Annotated in this window: 20 protein-coding genes, 1 tRNA gene and 2 pseudogenes; 10 read left to right on the plus strand and 13 right to left on the minus strand. The window is 48.7% G+C overall.

Annotated elements, in window-relative coordinates; genetic code table 11:
* Window positions 1-99 precede the first annotated feature (99 nt).
* On the plus strand, window positions 100-2,502 hold the full coding sequence (locus HPS55_RS08835; RefSeq protein ID WP_172174927.1) for a beta-galactosidase: 2,403 nt from the start codon (window positions 100-102) through the stop codon (window positions 2,500-2,502).
* Window positions 2,503-2,620: 118 nt separating this feature from the next.
* Here HPS55_RS08835 and HPS55_RS08840 read toward each other — a convergent pair whose 3' ends face one another.
* The 11 genes and pseudogenes from HPS55_RS08840 to HPS55_RS08885 form a co-directional block, all read right to left on the minus strand.
* The gene (locus HPS55_RS08840) at window positions 2,621-3,517 is read right to left on the minus strand and encodes a helix-turn-helix transcriptional regulator (RefSeq protein ID WP_172174924.1); all 897 of its coding nucleotides are present in this window, start codon (window positions 3,515-3,517) and stop codon (window positions 2,621-2,623) included.
* Between the two features lie 47 nt (window positions 3,518-3,564).
* Window positions 3,565-4,167, minus strand: a complete 603-nt coding sequence (locus HPS55_RS08845; RefSeq protein WP_172174921.1) for a ribonuclease HII — start codon at window positions 4,165-4,167, stop codon at window positions 3,565-3,567.
* 72 nt (window positions 4,168-4,239) lie between these two features.
* The gene (locus HPS55_RS08850; protein ID WP_172175136.1) at window positions 4,240-5,469 is read right to left on the minus strand and encodes a cysteine desulfurase; all 1,230 of its coding nucleotides are present in this window, start codon (window positions 5,467-5,469) and stop codon (window positions 4,240-4,242) included.
* Window positions 5,470-5,526: 57 nt separating this feature from the next.
* Window positions 5,527-6,870: a Fe-S cluster assembly protein SufD gene (gene sufD, locus HPS55_RS08855; protein WP_172175133.1), complete on the minus strand. Its 1,344-nt coding sequence runs from the start codon at window positions 6,868-6,870 to the stop codon at window positions 5,527-5,529.
* 11 nt (window positions 6,871-6,881) lie between these two features.
* Window positions 6,882-7,637 carry a Fe-S cluster assembly ATPase SufC gene (sufC, locus tag HPS55_RS08860; RefSeq protein WP_172174918.1) on the minus strand — a complete coding sequence of 252 codons (756 nt, stop codon included), beginning with the start codon at window positions 7,635-7,637 and terminating at the stop codon, window positions 6,882-6,884.
* 19 nt (window positions 7,638-7,656) lie between these two features.
* Complete coding sequence (sufB, locus tag HPS55_RS08865; protein ID WP_172174915.1) at window positions 7,657-9,144, minus strand: Fe-S cluster assembly protein SufB; 1,488 nt, start codon at window positions 9,142-9,144, stop codon at window positions 7,657-7,659.
* A 699-nt stretch (window positions 9,145-9,843) separates the two neighbouring features.
* Complete coding sequence (locus HPS55_RS08870) at window positions 9,844-10,842, minus strand: virulence RhuM family protein (protein WP_172174912.1); 999 nt, start codon at window positions 10,840-10,842, stop codon at window positions 9,844-9,846.
* Between the two features lie 45 nt (window positions 10,843-10,887).
* Window positions 10,888-11,514: a hypothetical protein gene (locus HPS55_RS08875; RefSeq protein WP_172174909.1), complete on the minus strand. Its 627-nt coding sequence runs from the start codon at window positions 11,512-11,514 to the stop codon at window positions 10,888-10,890.
* A 17-nt stretch (window positions 11,515-11,531) separates the two neighbouring features.
* A complete protein-coding gene (locus HPS55_RS08880; protein ID WP_253945782.1) occupies window positions 11,532-11,720 on the minus strand; it encodes a DUF3732 domain-containing protein in 189 nt (62 codons plus the stop codon).
* Between the two features lie 95 nt (window positions 11,721-11,815).
* Window positions 11,816-11,964 (minus strand): annotated as a pseudogene (locus HPS55_RS14410) (IS30 family transposase); the annotation flags it as partial.
* A 90-nt stretch (window positions 11,965-12,054) separates the two neighbouring features.
* Window positions 12,055-12,128 (minus strand) — tRNA-Asn (locus tag HPS55_RS08885).
* Between the two features lie 620 nt (window positions 12,129-12,748).
* On the opposite strand from HPS55_RS08885, the gene HPS55_RS08890 reads away from it, so the two are divergent.
* From HPS55_RS08890 to HPS55_RS08930, 9 genes are all read left to right on the plus strand, one after another.
* Entirely contained in the window at window positions 12,749-13,135 is a 387-nt protein-coding gene (locus HPS55_RS08890) for a hypothetical protein (protein ID WP_009126113.1), read from the plus strand.
* 161 nt (window positions 13,136-13,296) lie between these two features.
* Window positions 13,297-13,512: a hypothetical protein gene (locus tag HPS55_RS08895; protein WP_004291535.1), complete on the plus strand. Its 216-nt coding sequence runs from the start codon at window positions 13,297-13,299 to the stop codon at window positions 13,510-13,512.
* Between the two features lie 11 nt (window positions 13,513-13,523).
* Window positions 13,524-13,745 (plus strand): hypothetical protein, encoded by a 222-nt coding sequence (locus HPS55_RS08900; RefSeq protein ID WP_004291534.1) that lies wholly within the window; start codon window positions 13,524-13,526, stop codon window positions 13,743-13,745.
* Window positions 13,746-13,758: 13 nt separating this feature from the next.
* Entirely contained in the window at window positions 13,759-14,175 is a 417-nt protein-coding gene (locus HPS55_RS08905; protein WP_004291533.1) for a PcfK-like family protein, read from the plus strand.
* Complete coding sequence (locus HPS55_RS08910) at window positions 14,172-15,503, plus strand: PcfJ domain-containing protein (RefSeq protein WP_004291532.1); 1,332 nt, start codon at window positions 14,172-14,174, stop codon at window positions 15,501-15,503. Before HPS55_RS08905 ends, HPS55_RS08910 begins: the two co-directional genes overlap by 4 nt.
* A gap of 24 nt (window positions 15,504-15,527) precedes the next feature.
* Entirely contained in the window at window positions 15,528-15,785 is a 258-nt protein-coding gene (locus HPS55_RS08915) for a hypothetical protein (RefSeq protein ID WP_172324915.1), read from the plus strand.
* A 19-nt stretch (window positions 15,786-15,804) separates the two neighbouring features.
* Complete coding sequence (locus HPS55_RS08920) at window positions 15,805-16,038, plus strand: DUF3873 domain-containing protein (protein ID WP_004304291.1); 234 nt, start codon at window positions 15,805-15,807, stop codon at window positions 16,036-16,038.
* On the plus strand, window positions 16,035-16,280 hold the full coding sequence (locus HPS55_RS08925) for a DUF6956 domain-containing protein (RefSeq protein ID WP_004291529.1): 246 nt from the start codon (window positions 16,035-16,037) through the stop codon (window positions 16,278-16,280). Before HPS55_RS08920 ends, HPS55_RS08925 begins: the two co-directional genes overlap by 4 nt.
* Before the next feature lie 53 nt (window positions 16,281-16,333).
* Entirely contained in the window at window positions 16,334-16,642 is a 309-nt protein-coding gene (locus tag HPS55_RS08930; protein WP_004304290.1) for a hypothetical protein, read from the plus strand.
* Between the two features lie 33 nt (window positions 16,643-16,675).
* Here HPS55_RS08930 and HPS55_RS14335 read toward each other — a convergent pair whose 3' ends face one another.
* Window positions 16,676-17,065, minus strand: a complete 390-nt coding sequence (locus tag HPS55_RS14335; RefSeq protein ID WP_004291527.1) for a hypothetical protein — start codon at window positions 17,063-17,065, stop codon at window positions 16,676-16,678.
* Between the two features lie 64 nt (window positions 17,066-17,129).
* Window positions 17,130-17,339: pseudogene (locus HPS55_RS08940) on the minus strand (glycoside hydrolase family protein); the annotation flags it as partial.
* Window positions 17,340-17,435 lie beyond the last annotated feature (96 nt).

Consider the following 17,435-nt stretch of genomic DNA (forward strand, 5'->3'; position numbering starts at 1 on the left):
AGATTGATATTCTGCATTTTTTTGTACCTTTGCCAGCAGAACCATAAGACATACTAACAAGAATATACTCATAAACCCACATACAACAATACTATAAATATGTTATCAACAAAGAATCTCAAAAGACTGACACTGGCGGCCTTGCTGCTTGCCGCATCAGTGCCCATCCAATCCGCAGAAAAGAACGGTGGAACATTTACAACGGGTGAAAAAACATTCATGCTCAACGGCAAACCGTTCGTGGTGAAAGCAGCCGAACTGCACTATCCGCGCATACCGCGACCTTACTGGGAGCACCGTATCAGGATGTGCAAGGCACTCGGCATGAACACCGTATGCCTCTACGTGTTCTGGAACATACATGAGCAACGCGAAGGACAGTTCGACTTCACAGGCCAGAACGATGTGGCCGAGTTCTGCCGTCTGGCACAGAAAAACGGCATGTACGTCATCGTGCGCCCCGGCCCATACGTATGCGCCGAATGGGAAATGGGCGGACTGCCGTGGTGGCTCCTGAAGAAAAAAGACATACGGCTGCGCGAGCAAGACCCTTACTTCATGGAGCGTGTACGGATATTCGAGAATAAGGTTGCCGAACAACTGGCTCCGCTCACCATACAGCGCGGAGGCCCTGTCATCATGGTTCAGGTGGAAAATGAATACGGCTCGTATGGTGAGGACAAGGCATACGTGAGCGAAATAAGGGATATTGTGCGCGAAGCGTTTTCTACGTGCAGAAAAACGGAGTGCAAGGATAAGAAATGCGAGAAGACTGAACTCCCGCTATTGTTCCAATGCGACTGGGCAAGCAACTTCACAAAGAACGGCCTCGACGACCTGACATGGACGATGAACTTCGGCACCGGAGCAGACATCGACAGCCAGTTCAAGCGCCTCAAGGAGCTGCGCCCCACGTCACCGCTGATGTGCTCGGAATTTTGGAGCGGCTGGTTTGACAAGTGGGGAGCACGCCACGAGACACGTCCTGCCGACAAAATGAATGCCGGAATTGACGAGATGCTGTCCAAGGGAATATCATTCTCACTCTACATGACACACGGCGGAACTTCATTCGGACACTGGGCCGGTGCCAACTCGCCCGGTTTCGCACCCGACGTGACAAGCTACGACTACGACGCGCCAATCAACGAGTACGGCCAGGCCACGCCAAAATTCTACGAACTGCAGAAAGTGATGCAGAAGTATGCCGAAGGAAAGTTGCCGGCTGTACCCCGCGCACCGATGCCGCTGATAAGCGTACCGGAATTCAGCCTCGAACGTATGATGACACTCAATGACCTCGTCACTGTCCAGCGCGAGAGCCGCGACGTGCTGACAATGGAGGACATGGACACCGGCTGGGGCATGGTGAAATACACCACGACCCTGCCCGACGTACCGTCAAAGAGCCTTCTCACATTGAACGACTGCCACGATTTTGCCCAAGTGTTCATCAACGGCACCTATATAGGCAAAATAGACCGGGTAAAGAACGAGAAGACCATACTGTTGCCTCCCGTCAAAAAGGGTGATGCGCTCGTAATACTCGTGGAGGCTATGGGCCGCATCAACTTCGGGCGTGCCATAAAAGACTACAAAGGCATCACACGGGACGTTACCATACAGGCCGACATCGACGGTAACGAAGTGACATGGAACCTGAAAGACTGGCTGGTCCAGACCATGGCAGACGACTACAACGCCATAAAGAAAGAAATGGGCCAAGGCCACAACGATGTGAAGCTCCGCGAGACAATCAATAGCAACGGCGGATACTTCCGCGGAGAATTCACTCTGAAAAAGCCGGGCGACACATTCCTCAATACCGAAGCATTCGGCAAGGGCCAGGTGTGGGTCAACGGCCATGCCATAGGCCGCTTCTGGAGCATCGGCCCGCAGCAGACGCTATATGTGCCGGGATGCTGGCTAAAGAAAGGCCGCAACGAGGTTGTGGTGCTCGATATAATAGGTCCCAAAGGCAAGGCCACGGCATTCTGTCAGGACCACCCCGAACTGGACAAACTGAATCTTGAAAAGACATCCAAGCACAACAATCCCGGCGACCGGCCCGACCTCAACTCCGCCACTCCCGCACACAAAGGACAGTTTGCCGCGGCCAACGGCTGGCAGAGCATAAAGTTCGCATCGCCGGCCCGCGGGCGCTACCTCGCTCTCGATGTGCGCAGTGTGCACAATGGCAGCAGCGTGGCGGCCGTAGCCGAAATATATGCTCTTGGTGCCGACGGCAAACGATTGAGTCGCGAGCCATGGACGGTGAAATATGCCGACAGCGAGGACACATCGCGCGGTAACAGTACCGCCGACAAGGTGTTCGACCTGCAGGAGTCCACATACTGGCAGACAGAAAAGTCGGCAGCTCTGCCTCATCTCATGGTGATAGACCTTGGATCCGAACAGACCGTTACAGGCTTCGAATATCTGCCTCGCGCCGAACAGGGAGCCCCGGGATGTATCAAAGACTACGCAGTATACATGTACTGATTTTCCTGAAAACAAAGCAGATCCCGGCAATTGGTTTTGTTCAGTATATATTATCTGAAAACCAATTGCCGGGATCTGCTTATTCGAACATATACATCATCAAGCGGCCTCTGCCAAGTCACAGTTTCATACATGCAATCTTAGCTCTGACAAACTCGCGGAACCGGTCATCTCCAAGCACTTCCACACTCTCGAAAAGTCCGAGAACAAAGCGTGACACCCCGAGATAACTACACACGTCGAGCCGTAGGACCCAATGAGACGGGCCGTCAGGCGTGACATAACGACCCGCACGGGGATACTCTTCAAGCAGAAGATTACGGGCCAGACGGTTCAGCCGCAGTTCGACCGGCATGGTGGCCTCGCCACTGAACATGAAGATGTCGGTATATACACTATGGTGGGCGGCCTCGTGAGTCCAGTCGTCGGAAAGCATCATGACCTCCTCTATGCGCGATATCTTGAATGTCTTGTTCATGGCCGATTTATATTCATAACATCTCACCTCATTGTTGTTGTCCAAAAACAAATAAGGTTCCACAACACGGTTGCTCACACTGTCGCTGTGCGGCGACGAATAATTGCGCAGTATTACGGCCTTTTTCTGCTTTATCGCTTCATACAACGTACTCACATTCTGTGCCTCCCGCTCGCGCACTGTCACGTTTTCAAGTATACCAAGGTCGTAAAGATTGTCGAGTTTACGCCTGAGATGCTCAACATGCATACTTGCAGAGTCGGCACCGTCGAGCAGACGACGCATTACAATGGCTTCGTCTTCGGTGAAATGGGCCTTTTTTATCAGTTTTGTGAAAAACGGTGACGTCTTGTCCAGGCTGTAACACGCGCCATGCTTCTCTACAACAAAGCCATAGTCGCGCAGAAAGTCGATATAATAATAAAGACTCCGGCGCGAGATTCCGAGTCGGTCGCACAATTGCCGTACCGTATATCCGCGGTTTTCTGTCATAAGGAGTATCAGTGATAACTCGCGGGCGAGATTGTTGTGACGCATTGTACGTTAGGATTTGGATTACCGATGAAATCTTGGATTTTCTCAATTCAATCTTTAAAATCCAACGAGAGTTCCCCTGTAAGATTGTAACTGAGGCGGTGGTATGGCGTGATGCCGTATTGACGGATGGCCTCACGATGCTTCGCGGTGGGATACCCCTTGTTGCTCAGCCAGCCATATTCGGGATATTCGGCAGCGAGCCCGGCCATGTAATCGTCACGATAAGTCTTTGCAAGGATGCTCGCCGCGGCAATTGACAGATATTTGCCGTCGCCCTTGACAATGGTAGTATATGGCAAGTCGCGGTACGGTTTGAAACGGTTTCCGTCAACAATGATTGCCTCCGGCCGCACGGCAAGCCGGTCGAGCGCACGGTGCATGGCAAGAAAACTCGCATTGAGAATGTTTATACGGTCTATCTCTTCGGGAGTGACAACACCCACAGCCCATGCCACGGCATCGCGCTCTATTGTCTCGCGGAGGGCATAACGCCGCTTTTCCGTGAGTTGCTTGGAGTCGTTTAGCTCTGCATTTTCATAATCGGGCGGAAATATCACAGCTCCGGCATAAACGCTTCCGGCGAGGCAGCCACGACCGGCCTCATCGCATCCGGCCTCAACGAGACCATCGTAAAAATGACTTGCAAGCATTTTAATTAAATTGGTACATATATACAATGTGTATTGCCGCGACATCAAGCCGATGTCGCTATAGCTCCGCGATCAGAACATACGGCTCACACGAGTTATACCGTCGGCAAGGATATCTATTTCTTCCTTTGTATTATAAAGTGCGAACGATGCACGCACTGTGCCCTGTATGCCCAGACGTTGCATAAGCGGCTCGGCACAGTGATGGCCGGTGCGCACGGCAATGCCGAGACGGTCGAGCAATGTGCCAAGATCAAGATGATGGATATCGCCCACAAGGAACGACACTACGGCATCTTTGCCTTCAGACTCTCCAAAAAGCCTCATTCCATCGATATTCCGAAGCCTTTCCATACAATACCGGGTCAGTTCCCTTTCGTGTGCGGAGATACGGTCGAGACCTATTTCCTCCATATAGTCGATGGCTTTGGCCAGACCGTGAGTGGCTACATAGTCAGGCGTACCGGCCTCAAACTTGAACGGCAGATGTGCGAAAACAGTCTTATCAAAACTTACGCTCTCTATCATCTCTCCACCTCCCTGATACGGCGGCAGACGGTCGAGCCACTCCTCCTTGCCGTAAAGCACGCCAACACCGGTAGGACCATACATCTTGTGTCCGCTGAATACAAAAAAGTCACAATCCATCGACTGTACATCAACCTTGAAATGAGGTGTGCTCTGCGCACCGTCTATCATGACAGGAACACCGTGCTGATGCGAAATACGTACGATTTCATCGACATCATTCACCGTGCCAAGCACGTTGCTGACATGAGCGACGCTCACGATACGTGTCCTGTCGGTAAACAAATGTTCAAATTCATCGACGAGCAACTCTCCGCGATCGTTCATCGGAATGACACGGATGGCAATGCCTTTCCTGGCGGCCTGCAACTGCCACGGTACGATATTGGAATGATGTTCCATGACGGACAATATCACCTCGTCCCCTTCAGTCATAAACTCATCGCAGAACGATGAAACCACAAGATTGATGCTCTCGGTGGTACCGCGGGTGAATACTATCTCATTCGTGCTGCGGGCATTGATGAAACTGCGCACACGTTCACGGGCTGCCTCATGAAGGTCGGTGGCCTTCTGCGAGAGATAATGCACACCACGATGCACATTGGCATTGACGTTAAGGTATTCGTCGCGCATGGCATCAAGCACGCAGAGCGGTTTCTGCGTCGTGGCCGCATTGTCGAGATATACCAGCGGACGGTCGTAGACTGTACGTGAAAGTATCGGGAAATCGTTCCTCACCTCATCTCCGATCGGCAGAGGCCGTGCGGACATTTCATGTCGGTTGTCTTGTCGGATTTTCATTAGCTGATGATTAAAAGTTTGTCCTGCCTATCTGCACAACTTGCATCCCTCACATTTGCTCAGTTCGCCACGGAACCGTTTCTCAACGAGCAGATGCAGACGGTCGCGCAACGGAGCGAGCTGTATGGAATCGATCACTTCGTTGATAAATGCGAATTCGAGCAGCAGTTTGGCTTCTTTCAGCGATATGCCGCGCTGGCGCATATAGAACAGGGCGGCATCGTTGAGCTGGCCCACTGTGCTTCCGTGTGCACACTTCACGTCGTCAGCGTATATCTCAAGCATCGGCTGGGTGTATATGTGGGCGTCGCGGGTGGCACAGATGTTCTGGTTGCGCATTTCCGAGATTGTCTTCTGGGCTCCGGGGCGCACGAGCACACGACCGGCAAAGGCAGCCTTGGCCTCTCCGTCGAGCACATACTTATAAAGCTGGTTGCTTGTACAGTGAGGCACACGATGGTCTATCAGAGTATTGTTGTCCACATGCTGCCGCTTGTCGGCTATCACGCAGCCGTTAAGCCGGCATTCGGCCCCCTCACCCGCCATGACGAGATCGGTGCGGTTGCGCGTAACGCCGTTGTGCAGCGTGATGATGTTGTGGTTGACACGGCTGCCGGCCTGCTGCTCGATATACAGATTGCTCACTCTCACGTTCTTTGCATGCGTCTCCTCAAGGCAGTAAAGGTCAAGACCGGCATTGTTCCCTACGTATGCCTCTATGACCTGCGTGGCCAGAAAACGGCGGTCGTCGGCGGCGTGGTCGCAGAACAACAGTTTTATCTCGGCACCGTCTTCCACGATTATGAGCACACGGCGGTTTACCATCAGGTCAACGTCGGAACGCAATATGTTGATCACCTGCACGGCACGGTCCACGACGACATTCTTTGGCACATACACCACAAGCCCGTCCTGAGCCAGCATTGTATTGAGAGCCGTCACGGCATCCTCGTCCGTACGGGCTATCCTTGCATAGTATCCGGCGATAAGTTCGGGATGTTTCCCGGCAAAGTCATTCAATGAACCGACAACGACACCCTCCGGCAAATGGCTCTTGGGCTGCGTCTTGCTGTAGAAAGCGTCGTTGACAATGAAATAAAGCGATGTGCTGAGATTGGGCACGTCGCACCGGAAAGCGTCGTATGGATTGACCGGGATATCAAGACGGTTGATGTTCAGACCGTAATCGGGGGCAAACAGTGCCTCCATGTCTGTATACTTATACCGCTCTACCTTCCGTGTCGGAAAGCCAAGACGGCTGAAGTCGTCGAAAGCACGGTCGCGCACGGCATTCATTGCATCGGCACTATGTCCGAAGAGCATTCTCCGACTGTTGTTATAAAGGTCTATATATTGCTGTTCACTCTGCATAAGCGTTCTTTTCATACTTCTCCTAACTCAGCCTTTATCCAGTCATACCCGCGCTGCTGAATCTCACGCGCCAGCTCCGGACCGGCCGTTTTTACGATACGACCCTTGTAAAGCACATGCACCACATCAGGCTTTATCATGTCGAGCAGACGGTCGTAGTGAGTGATTACGATGCAGCTCGACTCCGGTGTGCGCAGCTTGTTGACGCCTTCGGCAACAATCCTCATGGCGTCGACGTCAAGCCCCGAGTCGGTTTCGTCGAGAATGGAGAGCTTCGGCTCGAGCATGGCCATCTGGAATATCTCGTTACGTTTCTTCTCACCACCGCTGAACCCCTCGTTCACGGAGCGGTTGGCGAGCTTCTGGTCGAGTTCTACAATCTTTCGCTTCTCACGCATCAGTTTGATAAAATCTCCCGCTCCCATCGGTTCCTTGCCCTCATACTTACGCTTCTCGTTGATGGCTGCCCGCATGAAATTGGTCATCGACACTCCGGGTATTTCCACCGGATACTGAAACGAGAGGAACAATCCTTCATGAGCCCTGTCTTCCGGCTTCATCTCCAGCAGACTCTTTCCGTTGAACACTACCTCGCCGCCGGTCACCTCGTAGAGCGGATTGCCCACGAGCACAGCGCTCAGTGTCGACTTTCCCGAACCGTTAGGTCCCATTATGGCATGAGTCTCACCGTCGTTTATGGTGAGATTGATACCACGCAATATCTCTTTGTCGCCAATCTTGGCATGTAAATCTTTTACTGTCAGCATAATCTTTTCTTATAATCGTTTATCCCACCGTGCCTTCAAGCGACACGCTTAGCAATTTCTGAGCCTCTACGGCAAACTCCATCGGCAACTTGTTGAGCACTTCCTTGGCGTAGCCGTTGACAATGAGCCCGACTGCCTGCTCCGTCGGAATGCCACGCTGGTTGCAATAGAACAACTGGTCTTCGCTGATCTTGCTCGTCGTAGCCTCATGTTCTACAATCGCCGTGTCATTATGCACATCCATATACGGGAACGTATGGGCTCCGCAGTCGCTGCCGAGCAACAGCGAGTCGCACGACGAATAGTTGCGCGCGTTGTCGGCTTTCGCCCCCACACGCACCAGTCCGCGATAAGAGTTCTGGCTCTTGCCGGCCGATATGCCCTTTGATATTATGGTGCTCTTGGTGTTGCGTCCGAGATGTATCATCTTCGTTCCCGTATCAGCTTCTTGATAATGGTTGGTCACTGCCACGGAATAGAACTCGGCCACGGAATTGTCGCCGCGCAATACGCACGACGGGTATTTCCATGTGATGGCACTGCCTGTCTCAACCTGCGTCCACGAGAGTTTGGAGCCCTCGCCGCGCAGTTCGCCACGCTTGGTCACAAGATTGTACACGCCGCCGCGGCCGTTCTCGTCGCCCGGATACCAGTTCTGCACCGTAGAGTATTTCACCTCGGCGCGGTCCTTCACCACAATCTCGACGATGGCCGCGTGCAACTGATTCTCGTCGCGCATCGGTGCCGTGCATCCCTCAAGATACGATACGTACGAATCGTCGTCGGCAACAATCAGCGTGCGTTCGAACTGTCCCGTATTCCTTGCATTGATGCGGAAATACGAACTGAGTTCCATCGGGCAACGCACTCCCTTGGGTATATATACGAACGAGCCGTCGCTGAAGACGGCGCTGTTCAGTGCGGCATAGAAGTTGTCGCGATAGGGCACCACCGTGCCGAGATACTCGCGCACAAGGTCGGGATGCTGCTGTATGGCGTCACCTATTGAACAGAATATGATGCCCTTTTCGGCCAGTTTCTCCTTGAAAGTGGTCTTCACCGACACCGAGTCCATGATGGCGTCCACGGCCACACCGCTCAGCGCAAGACGCTCCTCGAGCGGTATGCCCAGTTTGTCGAATGTCTTCATCAGCTCCGGATCTATCTCTTTCTTTTCCTCACCGCCGGCTTTCTTTGCCAGCGGATCGGCATAGTAGGATATTGACTGATAGTCTATCTCTGGCAGACGCACGTGTCCCCATGTGGGCTGTGTCTGTGTTTTCCAATAGGCAAAAGCTTTCAGGCGGAAGTCGAGCATCCAATCCGGCTCGTTCTTCTTCCGCGAAATCAGCCTGACCACATCTTCGTTGAGTCCTTTCTCTATTATCTCCGTATGCACATCAGTGGTGAACCCGAACTCATATTTCTGTTCGGCCACTTTCCTCACAAACTCGTTCTGTCGGGTATCCGCGTTCGTGCCTTTGTTGTTATCGTTGTTTTCTTCCATTTTTCTTGCTTCTTTCCGGCCATATCAGGCCGTCCTCCTTTCAAGATTGCAAAGTTACGAAATAAAGAAACGGCAAGCAAAAAATTACCATAAAAATATGATTAACAAGTCGCAAAAAAGCCAAAGGGGTCTACAACAAATCCCATAACACCGCCGATACTGCTTGTCTGCACCGCATTCCGGCAATGGAATACAGCCATTGACGCCGGGCTGCGCATTTACAATTATCTTTACTTTAACGTATGTTAAGCAGCACACGCAGAGCATTTCTCAATCAAACGCCCGAAAACCGCATTTTTTGCCTAAAACAGGAAGCACTGACAGTCAGCACGTTACGACGACACGGCTTTGTCAAGAAAGCAGAGAGGGCCGTTTCACCTTGCAATAAGGCCGTTATTGCATTGCGACAACGGCCTTATTGCAAGGTGAAACGGCCCTCGCGGGAGTGTCGGGAGGCCCTTACGGCAGACAAGACCGCCCAAAAGCACGTGTAAAGGAGGCGAAGAAGGCGCCCTGACGTTTCTATTTCGAGAAAAAAGAAAAGTTAAAATTTCAGAATTAACAGGACAATGTCATACCCATGTCTTCTCGTACGGACAAAAAAAACGCAGTCACCTCGGAACAAGAATCTCACCTGGTTCCAACCACACTTTTAGGGGTTACAGAACTCGGATGATTTCTTGAAATAAAGGTAGTAAATTAGTTTGAATTATTGTCGTTCTTGTCCTTTAATCTTTTGATTTCTCTATCAAAATCGCTTTCAAGCAAATCCATTTCACGTTTGCGATATATGGCGAACTCTTTTTCTGCTTTTTCAACCGCTTGTTTATGCGAGATGTTTCCTTTGCCAATCAAAACCTTCCGCTTGTGAGCGATGATCTGATTGTCCAAGGCTTCTATCCAATCTTTCATTGTCATGGGATTCATTTCCAATGCTTGGAACTCCGCGAAATCCAAGAAGCCGGAAACAAGCAGATTCAAACGTTGGAGTTCAATCTCAGACAAATAGTTCTTGGCTATCTTCACATCATCCTTAGTCACATAATTGCCTTTGAAGTTAGTCATGCCTACAAACGGCTTTTCATTGTCCACGCGACTGTAGATAACTTCTGCTGCCGTATTCTCGTGAACGGCATAATGCAACTTGTTTTGCACGGTTGCGAAGAACATCTTCGTCATCTCGTCGCGTGGGTCATAGTCTGTGGCTGTAGCATATATATCTGTAACCTGTTGATAGAAATTGCGTTCACTGCTGCGAATATCCCTAATACGTTGCAATAGCTCTCGGAAATAGCGGTTGCCACCTTGCTTCAACCGTTCATCATCCATTGCAAAGCCCTTTTGTATATATTCATGAAGCCGTTGGGTAGCCCAGCGGCGGAAGCGTGCCGCCACTTGAGACTGGACACGATAACCTAAGGCGATAATCATATCAAGATTGTAATGGTCAATATTACGTTTTACCTGACGGTTGCCTTCCTGACGAACTAACAAGAATTTCTTGTTAGTTGCCTCTATGGTCAGTTCTTCATCTTTATATATGTTGTCCACATGTTGGCTGATATTCTGTTGTGTAGTACAATATATCTCCGCCAACTGGTTTTGTGTCAGCCACAAGTCTTCATCTGCAAATCGTACCGATACACGGGTTATTTCGTTATCGTCTTGATAAAGTATTATGCTATTATCCTTATTCATGATTGCGTCTTTTAATCTAACCTTTTATAGGTATTATTTTGAGCTTTAACTAAACAAATCTATCACCAAATCCACGAGCAGAGACATTCCATACGTTTGGCTTTTTTCGTCATCAGACCGGGCATGTCTCAGCACTTCTTTGGTAATAAAGTCATTGGCATAATGGAGCATCTTTGCTGTAAGATTTGTGATTTTCTGTCCTGACAATGAGTCATTAATTGCTTTACATACAATCAATGCGTCAGCGGCTTGCTCATATAAAGGATTACATGGGGCGCAGATTTGTGCGATCTTAATCGAATAGCCCATGACTTTCAGTAAGTCATCCCGGGAGATTTGTTTGCCAGAATTTGTACTATAGTTGTTGCAAATGTTTCTATATGGTGCATAGAAAAGCTGGTAGATAGCATTGTTGGAGAAAGTTCGCGGATACTTCTCTCTCAGTTTCGTTTCAGCCAGATTCAGATACATAGAATTGCGATGATTCGTAAAATCCGTTATCGGATTATGCACCATACTGGCAAGTATATAGTTCGCCTGATACTGAATATCAGGAAACAACGAATTGATAGCATTGATACAAATATTAATACTTGCTTCATTACCTTCAACCACGGCTTGCAACAGTTTGTTCCGCCAATTTTCCAAATATATGTAATTGTTTTCTTGCATTGCTACTGCCTCTTTTATTAATCTTCATTGTTTATTGCTTCAATATCAAGTTCTGAAGATGTCACCTTTTCTAAATCAATGAATCCCTCGTTTGGCTTGCGCCATCTTTTTGCAACAAATGATTCAAATTCATATTTTCCTATATTCAAATTGTCTGCATGGTCTGATATTATCACCTGCGGCATAAAACCATAATCTTTTTCCATAGAGTAATATGCAAAGGTAGTGATATTTTTTTGAAAAATAAATATGAATTCAAGATAAATATTACTCATACTTACTGAAAAACTGCAGGGTAGTTTCAACTGGCAAGTGCAAAATTATTGATTTGTTTGAAGCATTCTTGTTTAGGTGTTGAGAAATTGAGTTTTTTCTTGGCCTGAGATTCAGTTTCAGTTCCACTTTCTTGATATAGTTTTCAGATAAGCCGTTGAGGTTAAACTTTTTCGGGCCAGCAAATTTTCGGTGGACCGTTTACAGGGCCGCGGCCCTTAATTTTCGTGCAACAAAAAAAAGTCCGAAGAAACCTTCGGACTCCTGCGCTTCAAGATGGGCTTGAACCAACGACCCCCTGATTAACAGTCAGGTGCTCTAACCAACTGAGCTATTGAAGCATTGTGTGCGCCTCATTTCTGAATTGCGATGCAAAGGTAATGCGTTTTTCCGAAACCCACAAACTTTTTGGCGAAAATTTTCACTGAGAATTTAATTTTTTACAAAAAACAATCCTAAAAGACCGATTTTAGCATATAAACATGTAATTTTGCAATCAGAAGTTACGAAAAGAGTGTAATTTATTGGAAATGAGCGTAGGTTAATTGCTCTTGATAGTAATAGGTTACGATTTAGTTAGTTATCTACTGCATTATCCTTCTGCGCGTTGCGTAACCTTCAAAGAACTCTTCGTATGCAAAAGTAGCTATTTAATTCGAGATTTTGATATAAACTCCCGTTTTTTATCCCCTCATTCATAAGAATTTTCCGTAAAAGCGGTATTGTCCGTCGGCACACCATTGCCCAAAACGAGTTTGGAACAAACGTGTGCCGACTACCGCATAGCTGGAGAAAAGGGCATTGCCTCACGCCTAAACGATGTTTAGACAGATGAAGCAATGCCCCTTTCTTTTGCGCCTATGCCAAGAGGTGCTTTTACGGGTTTTCAAATGATTTTTCTTTTTTCGCTGTCTCTTTTGCCGGAAGCGGAAAGTGAATGCAGAGTGTGTCAGCCTGCCCCATGAATGAAACAGGCGCCCACACACAGCCGGACAAACCGGGAAGAATGATTGTTGCCACCCGGCTGAACAAGTTCCGTCGGATCGGAAACAATCATACTTCCTTTGTTGTGGTTTGCCCTTTTCACGCTTCCGGTGATGTCTTTTTCCTTTTGGTGATTCTTTTTTTTACGGATTTTCCCCTGAAGTTTTTTTCTACACAATCTGCCTCTGTTTTCGTTTACCTCCATTTTGCGCCTTTCAGTAAGCCGCATCAGTCAGTCATTTTCGTTCTGGGCGCAAAGGTAATTCCGGGATTGGACGGGAAAGCAAGGTCAAGCCTCCTGTTTTCGGTAAAAATCTCCAGCCCTGCGGGTAGTATTTTGACCGAAAAACCTTGCATTCCCTAATCCCTACCTTTTCAAGCACCCGAAACGAAAACGACCGATGCGACAGAAAGACGCATAAAAAAAATGTCGGATAAACGAGAGGCAGATAAGATAGTTTGAAACTCAACTCCCTCAGCTCTTGAATCCGCATTAAAAACAAAAAAATCAAAAACAGCGAAGATATGACGGCAACGGCAAATTTCAGACAAATGGCGCAACACATCGGGTTGGCGATATGCGGCTTGATGATGCGCACCGCCTTCGGGGTGTTCGGCATCCTTTGGGGCATCATCAGAGAGATTGTAAACGGAGTGTTCCGAGTGGCGATAGGTGTAATCGTGGCTATCCTTTCCACCATTGCCTTCTTTGGCTTCATCCTTTGGTTATTCACCCTTTAACCCTTACCGACATGGCAAAAAGAAACAGCAAGACGGCAGCGCAGCAGTGCAGATATTACGAGGTGGACAACATCTTCGTGTATATGGTGGAAACGTACATCAACGGCAATTTTGAAACTTTCCGAAGATTGTACCACGAACTGAACAAGGACGCACGGAGGGATTTCATGGACTTCCTTCTCAGCGAGGTAGAGCCGACCTATTGGAGAGAGATACTGAAACAGATAATCTAAAAATGACAGCGATATGAAAGGAACAGACCATTTCAAGAGAACGATATATATGTACTTGGAACAGCGTGCGGAGGAAGATGCGCTATTTGCAAAGAAGTACCGCAACCCTGCCAAGAACATGGACGAGTGCGTGACCCACATTCTGAACTATGTGCAGAAAAGCGGTTGCAACGGTTTCACGGACGGAGAGATATTCGGGCAAGCCATCCACTACTATGAGGAAAACGAGATAGAGGTGGGCAAACCGATGGACTGCCAAGTGGTTGTGAACCACGTTGTGAAACTCACGGCAGAGGAAAAGGCGGAGGCACGTCAGAACGCTGTCCGCAAATACCAAGAGGAGGAACTCCGCAAGTTGCAGAACCGCCACAGACCGTCAGCGAGAAAAGAAAACCAACCCCAACCCTCATTATTTGATTTAGGCTTATGAAACCGAAGACCAAGATACAGAAAGAGGTGGCAAGACTTTCCGCCAACCTTCGCCCCATATCAGCGACACAAATAGATTGGGCATACCGCCACTGCGTTGAGCATATCGGCTACCGCACCAAGAAAGGGAACATCACCTGTTCCGACTGCGGTCACGAGTGGCACAGCGACAGCGGACTATGCGACACCCTTGAAGGCTGCACCTGCCCCAAATGCCATGCCGAACTCAAAGTGCAGGACACACGCAGACGCATCTACAAGGAAACGCAGAATTTCAGCGTGATAACCACCTGCAAAGGGTATCAGGTAATCCGCGTGGCGCAGGTCAGATGCGAGAGCAGGAAAGGCGAACCGATGCGTTTCTACTGCCACGAGGTCGTGCAGCGTTGGATTTCACCCGACGGCAAGGTTACGGACATGGCGTTGCTCCGTGGCTTCCTTTTCTGCTATTGCGATGTGTGGGCATTAGGCAGCGATATGGAGGTAAGACCGCACAACAGCCTATACGATGATGTGGTGGCAAGAAGCTGTGCATATCCAAAGATGAGGATATTGCCCCAACTCAGACGTAACGGCTTCAAGGGCGATTTCCACGGCATCTCCCCCGTGCGTCTTTTCAAAGCCTTGCTTTCAGACCCAAGAATTGAAACCCTTATGAAAGGCGGTGAGATTGAGGTCATGAAACACTTTCTTTTCAATACCCGTACTGCCGATGAATGTTGGGCATCATATCTGATTGCCAAGCGTCACAAGTATCAGATAGACAACCTCTCAATGTGGTGCGACTATCTGCGTATGCTCAAAAAACTCGGTCAAGACCTCCGTAACCCGAAGAACATCTGTCCCGAAGATTTCATGGCGGCACACGACAACGCAACCCGAAAAATTGAAGCCATACACGAGAAGGAAAGAGCCGCAGAGCAACGCCGTTGGGAGATTGAAAGGCGTGAGCGTGAGCAACAGCGACAACTCCAACGAAAGAAAGATGCGGAGGATTTCATCGCCAACAAATCCAAATTCTTCGGCTTGGTAATCACGGACGAGGAAATAATCGTCAAGGTGCTTGAAAGCATAGACGAGTATTACAACGAGGGCAAGACGCAGGGCATCTGCGTGTTTGGCAGTGGATACTACAAGAAAGCCGACACCCTCATACTATCGGCAAGGATTGGCGATGAGATTATTGAAACCGTAGAGGTGGACTTGCGAACCCTCGAAGTGGTGCAGTGCCACGGCAAGCACAACCAGGACACCGAATATCACGAGCGCATCATAGACCTTGTGAACAAGAACGCCAACCTTATCCGTGAGCGGATGAAAGCGGCATAGCATAACCCCTAAAACAACATTGATATGGAAGTAAGAATTGAAAGTATGACTTGTGTGTGGGATGATGCAATCCCCACGATGTTCCTTGAATTTGTGAACCTCCTCACTCTCACAACGAGTGAGGGGGAATTGAGAAAGAGCGTAAAGGAGTTTGCCGAGAAGCACGAACTTGACAAGTTTTTCCTTTACGGCTTCGGCTCACACCATTTCTACCTGCACCAACGCTACACAAGCAACCCCGAAATGGTGATGAAGAACAGAGTTCTGTCAGTACATTTTTAACCATCTAAAAAGCAACATTATGACAACACGAATGACCATCAACGGAGTAAGCACCTGCGCGGAAGCAGGTACGGAGAAATACGAGCGTTTCCAATCGGGTATCGGAAGACGCAGGCGGACACTTGTGCAGTACGACTACCGCCACCCCATAGACAGAGAATTGTTCTCTTGTGTCAAACCCACGTTGGACGAGTGCCGAGCCGCACGGGACAAGTGGCTGAACGCAAAGAAGGGAAAGGAGGACAGACTATGAACACGACCTATCAAACGCTGATAGTCAAGTTCAGCGAACCTATCACGGCATTGGACGGTATCTTTGACGATACCGGAGCGTGGGGAACGGACACCCTCAAGGGGTGGATAGATGATTACGAAAGCACACGTTTCACCGCCACCGACAGCCATACGGCAGTCATCACGAGCGAGTACAATATGGAATGTGTGAAAGAGTGGCTACAACGGCAGACCCCCATTTCCGAAATGCGAGAATTTTGAACGGGATGGCGGTGTCCGCACCGCCAATACTTAAAACCCTAAAAACAAAAGATATGATAGCCAAGACGATATTACAGCAGATAGGCGGAAAACGCTTCACCGCCATGACAGGTAGCCGTGATTTCATAGATATGGGCAACGGCTTACGGATGAGCCTTGCAAGGAACAAAACAAGTGCCAACCGCCTTGACATCATCTATGACGAAGGGGCAGACCTCTACAATATGCGCTTCTACCGCAGGACGTTCAGCAAAAAGACCTTTGAGTGCAAGACAAAGGACATTGCCGTACACGAGGGTATCTATTTTGATATGCTGGAGGAAATGTTCACGATGGTGACGGGACTTTACACACGCTTTTGAGTGGCGGGGCGGCGAGAGCCGCCCTACTTTCTTTCAGTGAGCATGATGGCGGACAAAGAAAGTAGCAAAGAAACCTTTGTCCAATCTGCGATAACTAAAAAATCCGCAAGTAAAACTTGCGGAGGCTATATATTGGGTCGTTATTTTTTGGTGGAGGGGAATGATAATCTCGAACCGTTGAACTACACATTTCTGCTTCGTCTCCATTTCCCCCAACGATTTGATACGTTCAATCATTTTTGTTGTTCCTTTCTGAATTTTCCTAAATACTTTCTTCATAATTTCGCTATACTTTTTATGGTTAATAACTATGTTTTGTATTGCTCTCACAACACTTACAACTTGAAGTGTTATTTGGAAACCGATAGGCAAAAATGGCTCAACGATGTCAATTAACGAGAAAATCCTACGATAATCTATCAAGTGATAGAGCAAAAGACGTGCCAAGTTAAATATGGCACGTCTTTTGCCAGTTTTGTCAGTCCTTTTATGGGATATACAACAGCGCAAACTCCGCCTTTCTCCGTTTGAGCAGCATGGCGTGGCGTTTTCCTTTGTAGTTGCAGAAGGCTATATACTCACGGTAGATGTTCCTGTCACCAGCTTCCAGCTTCTTGATTAAGGTGCTTTTGGGGATTGTTTTGCTGCCTAACAGCTTCGCCGGTCCCACATTGTAAGCTAACGTGCCAAGCAAAATTTATCCCAACTTCATTATTATCCCAACCAAAGAGGTATATATCCTGTAAAACAGATTATTATATACGATTATGGTTGGGATAATAATTTGATATCT

The sequence above is a fragment of the Xylanibacter rodentium genome, assembly GCF_013166575.1.
GTDB lineage: Bacteria > Bacteroidota > Bacteroidia > Bacteroidales > Bacteroidaceae > Prevotella > Prevotella rodentium.